10 protein-coding genes are annotated in these 9,068 nt (G+C 54.9%); 4 read left to right on the top strand and 6 right to left on the bottom strand.

Annotated features, from left to right (window positions below; genetic code table 11):
• The first annotated feature begins 120 nt into the window (after nt 1-120).
• Complete coding sequence (locus KQJ18_RS18530) at nt 121-465, top strand: nitrous oxide-stimulated promoter family protein (RefSeq protein WP_044699707.1); 345 nt, start codon at nt 121-123, stop codon at nt 463-465.
• A 102-nt stretch (nt 466-567) separates the two neighbouring features.
• Here KQJ18_RS18530 and flhA read toward each other — a convergent pair whose 3' ends face one another.
• The 6 genes from flhA to hypA all read right to left on the bottom strand — a co-directional run bounded on the left by flhA (nt 568) and on the right by hypA (nt 6,572).
• Nucleotides 568-2,646: a formate hydrogenlyase transcriptional activator FlhA gene (flhA, locus tag KQJ18_RS18525; RefSeq protein ID WP_038633112.1), complete on the bottom strand. Its 2,079-nt coding sequence runs from the start codon at nt 2,644-2,646 to the stop codon at nt 568-570.
• 217 nt (nt 2,647-2,863) lie between these two features.
• Nucleotides 2,864-3,874, bottom strand: coding sequence for a hydrogenase expression/formation protein HypE (gene hypE, locus KQJ18_RS18520; RefSeq protein WP_038633109.1), 1,011 nt, complete (start codon nt 3,872-3,874; stop codon nt 2,864-2,866).
• Nucleotides 3,871-4,992 carry a hydrogenase formation protein HypD gene (hypD, locus tag KQJ18_RS18515; protein ID WP_137351653.1) on the bottom strand — a complete coding sequence of 374 codons (1,122 nt, stop codon included), beginning with the start codon at nt 4,990-4,992 and terminating at the stop codon, nt 3,871-3,873. Before hypD ends, hypE begins: the two co-directional genes overlap by 4 nt.
• A complete protein-coding gene (hypC, locus tag KQJ18_RS18510) occupies nt 4,993-5,265 on the bottom strand; it encodes a hydrogenase 3 maturation protein HypC (protein ID WP_216422468.1) in 273 nt (90 codons plus the stop codon). It abuts the gene before it with no gap.
• Nucleotides 5,256-6,128, bottom strand: coding sequence for a hydrogenase nickel incorporation protein HypB (gene hypB, locus KQJ18_RS18505; protein ID WP_216422466.1), 873 nt, complete (start codon nt 6,126-6,128; stop codon nt 5,256-5,258). The genes hypC and hypB overlap by 10 nt, the downstream gene beginning before the upstream one ends.
• Nucleotides 6,129-6,215: 87 nt before the next feature.
• Nucleotides 6,216-6,572, bottom strand: a complete 357-nt coding sequence (gene hypA / locus KQJ18_RS18500) for a hydrogenase maturation nickel metallochaperone HypA (RefSeq protein ID WP_042310587.1) — start codon at nt 6,570-6,572, stop codon at nt 6,216-6,218.
• A gap of 198 nt (nt 6,573-6,770) precedes the next feature.
• Here hypA and hycA point away from each other — a divergent pair, with 198 nt between their 5' ends.
• From hycA to KQJ18_RS18485, 3 genes are all read left to right on the top strand, one after another.
• Nucleotides 6,771-7,229 carry a formate hydrogenlyase regulator HycA gene (gene hycA / locus KQJ18_RS18495; RefSeq protein WP_038633094.1) on the top strand — a complete coding sequence of 153 codons (459 nt, stop codon included), beginning with the start codon at nt 6,771-6,773 and terminating at the stop codon, nt 7,227-7,229.
• Nucleotides 7,230-7,373: 144 nt separating this feature from the next.
• Nucleotides 7,374-7,985, top strand: a complete 612-nt coding sequence (gene hycB, locus KQJ18_RS18490) for a formate hydrogenlyase subunit HycB (protein ID WP_038633091.1) — start codon at nt 7,374-7,376, stop codon at nt 7,983-7,985.
• Nucleotides 7,982-9,068 (top strand): proton-conducting transporter membrane subunit (locus tag KQJ18_RS18485; RefSeq protein WP_275945692.1); only part of this gene is annotated, 1,087 nt, incomplete at its 3' end. The genes hycB and KQJ18_RS18485, both read left to right, overlap by 4 nt.

The following is a 9,068-nucleotide window of genomic DNA, read 5'->3' as shown; positions in this document are numbered from 1 at the left end:
AGGTATAAGCAAATGAAAATAATTCTTATTTGCGTAGGGTGCTAAGAATGTATCACCTTCAGGTAATAGTCCTGTGTATGGTTAAGGTGTATTATTTATGCAACTTAATTGGGAGGCACCATGTCCGGCAAACGTATTGCACGTGAAAAAATGACGATCCAGAGAATGATCTCGCTGTACGAGCGCCAGTGTCCGCAGGCCTCAGACGAGCCGGGGCATTACGATGCGTTGTTTGCCTATGCGCAAAAGCGTCTGGATAAGTGCGTATTTGGTGAGGAAAAACCGGCCTGCAAACAGTGCCCGGTACACTGTTATCAACCCGCCAAACGTGAAGAGATGAAGCAGATTATGCGCTGGGCTGGGCCAAGAATGCTCTGGCGTCATCCGATCCTGACCGTACGTCATCTGATTGATGACAAACGTCCCGTCCCGGAATTACCCGAGAAGTACCAGCGGAAGAAGTAATGTAGCAATTCTATGCCGGATGGCGGCTGCGCCTTATCCGGCCTACAAATATAAACGCACCAGTGGGTAGACCCGATAAGCAAAGCGCCATCGGGCGAACCGTTAAACCAGCGCATCCTTATCAATACCCAGGCGCTTCATGCGTGACAGCAACGTCGTGCGCTTCAGTCCCAGTCGTTGCGCCGCGCCTTTGGGGCCGGCAACGACGCCGTTAGTCTCTTTCAGCACGCGCATGATCAACTGGTATTCATCTTCGCCATCTTGTGCGACTTCGGTCGCCACTGGCGGCGTGGAAGGCGTCAAAGCGACAACATCCGGCAGAGACAGTTGCAGTACATTGCCCCTTGTGAGCAGCACCGCGCGTTCTACCACATTTTCCAGTTCACGCACGTTACCCGGCCATTCCATACTGCTCAGCGTACGCAGCGCTTCGGCGGGAATACTGTCGATATTGCGCCCCATTCGGCGGGCAATTTTAAAGGTGAAAGCTTTTACCAATAGCGGAATATCTTCCGGGCGTTCGCGCAGCGGCGGCAGATGGATCGGGAAGACGTTCAGCCGATAGTAGAGATCGTTGCGAAACTCGCGATCGGCGACCATCTTTTTCAGATCGCGGTTGGTGGCGGCGATCAAACGGACATCGGTCTGGATCAGCTTATTGCTGCCCAGACGCTCAAACTCCTGTTCCTGCAAAACGCGCAATAGCTTCGGCTGAAGCTCAAGCGGCATGTCGCCCACTTCATCAAGGAACAGTGAGCTTTTGTCCGCCAGTTCGAAACGCCCAATACGTTGCGTGCTGGCTCCGGTAAACGCACCGCGCTCATGACCAAACAGATCGCTTTCCAGCAATCCGGCAGGCATTGCCGCACAGTTCATTTTTACCATCCGGCGGGCGTTACGGCCGCTCAGGTTATGAATCGCTCTGGCGATCAGCTCTTTGCCTGTCCCGGTCTCGCCGAGAATCAATACGGTGCTGTCACTTTGCGCCACCATCTCGACCTGTTTGAGCACACTGTACATCGCTTCGCTGCGGCCAATGATTTCGCCGAACTCGCTGTCAACGTTGTTGAGCTGCTCTGTCAGCGCCAGGTTTTCATCGACCAGACGTTCTTTCAGACGGTGAATTTCCTGGTAGGCGAGGGCGTTATCCACGGCAATCGCCACACGCTCGGCAATCTGGCGTAGCAGTTTGAGATTGGCGGTGGTGAAGACTTTCTCTTCGCACTGCGCCAGCTTCAGTACGCCAAGCATGTTATTGCCGGACATCAACGGCAGCAGGCACAGCGTCTGTAATTGGTTGCCCCAGGTCTCGAACAGCATCCGTTCATAAGGAGCAAGGGCGTCGCGTTCGCTCAGGTTAATCAGCAGCATCTCTTTGCTTTTGAAGACCCGCTCAGAGAGTGTGCCTGCTTCGTCCACTTCGCTCTGTTCGTGCGCCGGATGATGCTCATCCAGATAGTGGGTGGAGTAGATGCTCAGCTTATTTTTGCGACTGCTGCGTAACACGATACTGATAGCATCGATGTCGAAATAATGGTGGATCTCTTTGGCGACTTCGCTGACCAGTTCATCTATGTCCAGTCGGGAAAGCACCGCATTGGTGATGGCGACCAGGATGCGAAAGTTGTCACGCTCACGGCACAGCAGATCGTAATCGACGTTATTGCTGACTCTGCTCTGAATTTGTTCAGCCACGACACCGACAATCTGGGTGAAGGTCTGGAGCCGATTGTACTCTTTTTCGCTCCATGGTCGGTCTTCGTTGCGGATGAATTCGCAACCGCCAAAGATGCGCCCATCCGCCGCCAGCGGCAGCAGACAGTAGTGACCAAATTCAGAATACAATCCGCCGGATGCCAGCTGCGGCCAGGTTTCCGTGAACTCATGATAGTTGCAGTGCAGCGCGTCGGGGCGCGACAGGATACGGCGTATCGGCCCATGCGCCAGCACCGTTTCGTCTTCATAATCGATAGGTTTACTATTTTCGCGCGTCGCAAAATAACGCGCACGTTGCGTTTGTGCCTGCCATAAGACAATAGCCGCGCAGTCGGCCAGTCCGGAATGCCTGGCCAGCTGTGAAAGCGCCTCGCTGAGAGACTGAAGATCGGGCTGCTGTAATAATGTACGAGTAATATCGAACAGGCCTTGCTGTCCGAGGTCACTCATCGGTGTATACGACATATTGCTTTTCCAGGGAAAGCACCGCAAAACGGTGCGAAAACGGTAAATGAATTATAGGTATAAGTCGTAAATTATTGCCGGATGGCTGACCGTAAACTCACTGGTCACGCAATCCGTAGGCCTGTTAAGCAAAGCCATCAGGCGATAATGCAGCGTTAATGCCGGATGTCGACGCCAATGCGTCTTATCCGGCTTACAGCATGCTGCCAACTGGCTGCTAGCATATACGAGGTAAAGGTTCAGCGTGTGGTAAATCGAGGGTTCGTTTCACGCCATACAGTCCGGCAAGACGTACACCTTTACGTTCAACTACTTCGCCAATCATTGCCGCGTCGCGTCCTAACGGATGCGCGCGCAGCGCGGCAAGCACGCTTTCAACTGCCTGACGCTCAACGGCAATCACCAGTTTGCCTTCGTTGGCAAAGTTGAGCGCATCGAGGCCCAGCAGCTCGCAAACGCCACGCACCGCAGGCTTCATGGGCAGGGCCGCTTCAGACAGCTCAATACCAAATCCACATGATGCGGCAAACTCATGCGTCACCGCATTCACGCCGCCACGGGTGGCGTCACGCAGCGCCTTCACGCCGGGTATATCACGTATCGTCTGGATAAGCGGCGTGAGCACCGCACAGTCGCTAACCAGTTCGCCATCAAGACCCAATTGCTCGCGCAGATTAAGAATGGTTGCACCATGGTCGCCGAGCGTACCGCTAACCAGCAATACATCGCCAGGGCCGAGAGTTTGTGCGCCCCAGTGAATGTTGGCGGGGATCGCCCCCATACCGGCGGTGTTGATGAACAACTTATCTGCGGCGCCACGCTGCACGACTTTGGTATCACCGGTCACGATGGCGATGCCCGCTTCGCGTGCGGTTGCCGCCATGCTGGTGACGACGGTTTTCAGCGTCTCCATCGGCAGACCTTCTTCAAGGATAAACCCGCAGGAGAGATAACGCGGAATCGCGCCGCTGACGGCGACATCGTTAGCCGTACCGCAGATAGCCAGCTTGCCGATATTACCGCCGGGGAAGAACAACGGATCGATAACATAGCTGTCGGTAGAGAACGCCAGACGATCGCCCTCTGCAACCAACTGCGCCAGTTCCAGACGCGCCTGATCTTCCTGTTCCGCCAGCCACGGATTAGCAAAAGCCTCCATAAACAGACTGTTGATCAACTGCTGCATAGCCTGACCGCCGCTACCGTGGGCGAGTTGTACGCTGTTCATGCTTCACACTCCTGCTGACGATACTGATACCAGGCGGCACATGCGCCTTCTGAGGAGACCATCAGTGCGCCAAAGGCGGTCTCCGGGTTACAGGTTTTACCAAATAACGGGCACTGATGCGGTTTACATCTGCCGGTCAACACCTCTCCGCAACGCGCGCGCGGATCGTCATATACCTGCTGTGGCGCTGGCTGAAAATGCGCTTCGGCATCAAAACGTTGATAGTCCGGCGTCAGGTGAACGCCAGACGATTCGATCACGCCCAGACCGCGCCATTCGCTGTCGCCGTTGACGCAAAATACCTCAGCGATGGCCTGTTGCGCCAAGGCGTTACCGGCATCCGGTACCACGCGGCGGTACTGGTTTTCGACCTGGCTTTGGTCGGCGATTTTCTGTTCAATCAGCATCACTACGCCTTGCAGCAGGTCGAGCGGCTCAAAGCCGGCGACCACTAACGGGCGATGGAAATCTGAGGCAATGAAATTATAGGCGTCGGTGCCAATCACCATGCTGACGTGCCCCGGTGCTAAAAAGGCATCGATGCCGTTGTCCGGCTGTTCCAGCAGGCTGCGCAGCGTGGGGATTAGCGTAATGTGCTGACAGAAAAAGTAAAAGTTCTGCACATCGCGTTGTTTGGCCTGCTGCAGGGTAATGGCGGTGGTTGGCATGGTGGTTTCAAAACCCAGACCAAAGAACACAACCTTACGCGTTGGGTTTTCCTGCGCCAGCTTCAGCGCATCCATCGGCGAATAGACGATGCGGATATCCGCGCCGCGCGCTTTGGCCTGTAGTAGTGAGCCTTGTTTTCCCGGCACGCGCATGGCGTCGCCAAAGGTGCAGAAAATCACTTCCGGATGGCTGGCGATTTCAACACAGCTGTCGATCCTGCCCATCGGCAGAACGCAAACCGGGCAGCCAGGACCGTGAATGAACTCCACGTTTTCGGGCAGCAGTTGGTCGAGTCCGAATTTGAAAATAGCGTGGGTATGGCCACCACAAACTTCCATGATGCGCAGCGGTCGTTCAGCGGTATAGGGGAGGAGAGCGGCACGTTCACGCAGGTGCTCTATCAACTGCATCACCTGTTCTGGTGCGCGGTATTCGTCAACAAAACGCATTTATTTTTCCTCGCCGTACAGCAACGCGCCGACATCCGGCTCAACGTCAAACATATTTTGCAGCGCGTCGAGCGTGTCGCGCGCTTCTGCTTCATTAATGATGCTCATCGCAAAGCCGACGTGGACCAGTACCCACTGACCCAGACGCGGCTGACCATTTTCATCACAGCTACCGACCAGCGTCAGGTCGACATCGCGCTGAATACCGCAAACGTCGACTTTGGCCTGGTTGCTATCAATGGTGCGGATTTGACCCGGAACACCTATGCACATCGTTGCGTCTCCAGCCAGGAGAGCCATTGGTCCATCCCTTCGCCGCTGGTGGCGGAAATCAGGATGATCTCAATGTCCGGGTTCACTTCCCGGGCGCTGGCGATGCACTTTTCAACATCAAAATTGAGGTACGGCAGCAGATCCACTTTATTGAGCAGCATCAGCGATGCGGCGGCAAACATATGCGGATATTTCAGCGGCTTATCTTCGCCTTCGGTGACGGACAGCACCGCCACTTTATGACGTTCGCCGAGGTCGAAGCTGGCCGGGCAGACCAGGTTACCGACGTTTTCAATAAACAGAATGCCGTTGTCATCAAGCGGCAAACGCGGCGCGGCGTCAGCAATCATTTGCGCGTCAAGGTGGCAACCTTTACCCGTGTTGACCTGGATGGCGGGGGTGCCGGTGGCGCGAATACGGGCGGCATCGTTGACCGTCTGTTGGTCGCCTTCAATCACGGCGCACGGAACGCTGTCTTTCAGCTTGATCAGCGTTTCGGTCAGTAGCGTCGTTTTACCTGAGCCCGGGCTTGAGACGAGGTTTAATACCAGATGCTGACGAGCGGCAAAACGGGCGCGGTTACGTTCGGCCAGACGGTTATTTTTGTCCAGCACGTCAATTTCGACTTCCAGCATACGGCGCTGGCTCATGCCTGGCGCATGGGTACCCGCCTCGCCATGACCGTAGTGCAGGTCGCCTTCTGCGGTCTGGCTCGGTGCGAAATTATAGGTTTTCACACCGGTAATATTCAGCGCCGGGCGAGCCGCCGGGGCAAATGGCGCGCTGCGAAACGCCGAGTGGGGATTATGCTCATCACCCTCTATATAAAGGTTGCCTTCAGCGCAACCACATGTCGTACACATCGCTCACTCCTGATCTCTTTCTTGTTACAGGCTTTTTGCCGGATGGCGACGCAAGCGTCTTCTCCGGCCTGGCAGGTGCCACCGGAATTAGTCTTCGGCGTCGCCTATTTCAATTCGTCGAATCTGTAGACCATCATCGGCCACAATTCTCAGCGTATCGCTGTTGCATTGCGGACACCGACGCACGCGTTGCGTCAGTAACGTGACGTATTGCTGACAAGATTCGCACCAACATTCTGCTTCTTGTTCTTCGAGGTGGAGTTTACAACCTTCTGCAAGGGTCCCACGGCATACCAGATCAAAACAAAAGGCGAGAGCGCTGGTTTCTACGCAAGAAAATGCGCCAATTTTGAGCCAGACCCCAGTTACTCGCTTGGCACCGTGTTGCGTGGCTTGTTGTTCAATCAATTCCAGTGCTCTTTGGCAGAGGGTTATTTCGTGCATACCGCCTCCTATGAAGTTGCCGTATTAAAAGCAATAAACATGCCAGGTTGAATTTTTTCATCCGTGACAATGACGACAATGACGAAATGACACGTCGTCACCCGTCTTTGATTTTTTATATAGTTGAAAATAAAGGAAATTAATTTTGGCATGAAATGTGCTTAAGGCTGTTCATCTCTGCTAAACGGGTAACCTGACATGACTATTTGGGAAATAAGCGAAAAAGCCGATTACATCGCTGAACGGCATCGTCGCCTACAGGACCAGTGGCGTATTTACTGCAACTCGCTGGTTCAGGGGATCACCCTGTCGAAAGCGCGTTTGCATCATGCGATGAGCTGCGCGCCGGACAAAGATCTGTGCTTTGTCCTTTTTGAACACTTCGTTATCTACGTCACGCTGGCGGATGGCTTCAACAGTCACACCATCGAGTATTACGTCGAAACGAAAGAGGGTGATGATAAACAACTGATTGCACAGGCACAGTTGACCATCGACGGTAAAGTTGATGAGCGTATCAGCAACCGCGATCGCGAGCAGGTGCTGGAGCACTATCTCGAAAAAATCGCCAGTGTCTACGACAGCCTGTACACCGCGGTTGAGAACAATATGCCGGTGAATTTAAGCCAGCTGGTTGCGGGACATAGCCCGGCGTAAGCCTCGGGTGCTGCCCACGTTTGTCATGACGCGGCGTTACTACTGCGTCACGACAGTTTAGGGAATGGGCATGTCGAAAAATGTCGAAATGACATTTGCCTGACATGTTTTCGTCAAAAATGACTATCACCTGAGGAATGCCTGGTGAATCGTTTTGTAATTGCTGACTCCACTCTTTGTATTGGCTGCCACACCTGTGAAGCCGCCTGCTCAGAGACACATCGCCAGCATGGCCTGCAGTCAATGCCGCGCCTGAAAGTGATGTTAAATGAAAAAGAATCCGCGCCGCAGCTTTGCCACCAGTGTGAAGATGCGCCTTGCGCTACCGTTTGTCCGGTTAATGCGATTAATCGCGTTGACGGCGCCGTACAGCTGAATGAAAGCCTGTGCGTAAGCTGCAAACTGTGCGGGATCGCCTGTCCGTTCGGCGCTATTGAGTTTTCCGGTAGCCGTCCGCTGCATATCCCGGCAAACGCCAATACATCAAAAGCGCCGCCGGCTCCGCCAGCTCCAGCTCGCGTAAGCACGCTGCTGGACTGGGTCCCGGGCATTCGTGCCATCGCGGTGAAATGCGATCTGTGTAGTTTTGACGAGCAAGGTCCGGCCTGTGTACGCATGTGTCCGACCAAAGCCCTGCATCTGGTGAGCAACATGGATATCGCCCGCGCCAGCAAACGTAAGCGTGAGCTGACTTTCAATACCGACTTCGGCGATCTCACCTTGTTTCAGCAGGCTCAAAGTGGAGATGCAAAATGAGCGCAATTTCACTGATTAACAGCGGCGTGGCCTGGTTTACAGCGGCTGCGGTTCTGGCATTTCTGTTTTCATTTCATAAACCGCTGAGCGGCTGGATTGCAGGGGTTGGCGGCGCGGTTGGCAGTTTGTGTACGGCTGGCGCGGGTTTTATGGTGCTGACCAACGCGCTGGCGGTAAGCGGTGTGATGCCGTTTATTGGTCACAGCCTGCAAATTACCCCGTTGAACGCTATCTGGCTGATTACTCTGGGCCTGTGCGGTCTGTTTGTCAGCCTGTACAACATTGACTGGCATCGCCATCCACAGGTGAAAGCCAACGGCCTGCTGGTGAATCTGCTGATGGCCGCAGCGGTATGTGCGGTGGTTGCCAGCAACCTCGGTACGCTGGTGGTGATGGCGGAAATCATGGCGCTGTGCGCGGTGTTCCTGACCGGTTGCAGTAAAGAGGGCAAACTGTGGTTTGCGCTGGGGCGCATCGGCACGCTGCTGTTGGCGATTGCCTGCTACCTGGTGTGGCAGCGCTACGGTACGCTGGAGCTGCGCCTGCTTGACCTGCGCACCCAGGAGCTGCCGCTTGGGTCTGACATCTGGCTGCTGGGCGTGGCGGGTTTTGGCCTGCTGGCCGGGATTATCCCACTGCACGGTTGGGTGCCGCAGGCACACGCCAACGCCAGCGCGCCGGCTGCGGCACTGTTTTCTACCGTGGTCATGAAGGTCGGTCTGCTGGGTATTCTCTCCCTGTCGCTGCTGGGCGGTAACGCGCCGCTGTGGTGGGGCATTACGCTGTTGGTGCTGGGTATGATCACCGCATTTGTCGGCGGTCTGTATGCGCTAATGGAACATAACATCCAGCGTTTGCTGGCGTACCACACGCTGGAAAACATCGGCATTATTCTGCTGGGGCTGGGCGCTGGCGTAACCGGGATTTCACTGAATCAACCGGCGCTGATTGCGTTGGGTTTGACCGGGGGTCTGTATCATCTGGTCAACCACAGCCTGTTCAAAAGCGTTCTGTTCCTCGGCGCTGGCAGCATCTGGTTCCGTACCGGTCATCGTGATATCGAGAAGTTGGGCGGTATCGGTA

This window comes from Citrobacter sp. S55_ASV_140 (assembly GCF_018919505.1).
GTDB lineage: Bacteria > Pseudomonadota > Gammaproteobacteria > Enterobacterales > Enterobacteriaceae > Citrobacter > Citrobacter werkmanii.
Note: the sequence above shows the minus strand (reverse complement) of the source record. Positions and strands in the feature narration are given on the sequence as shown.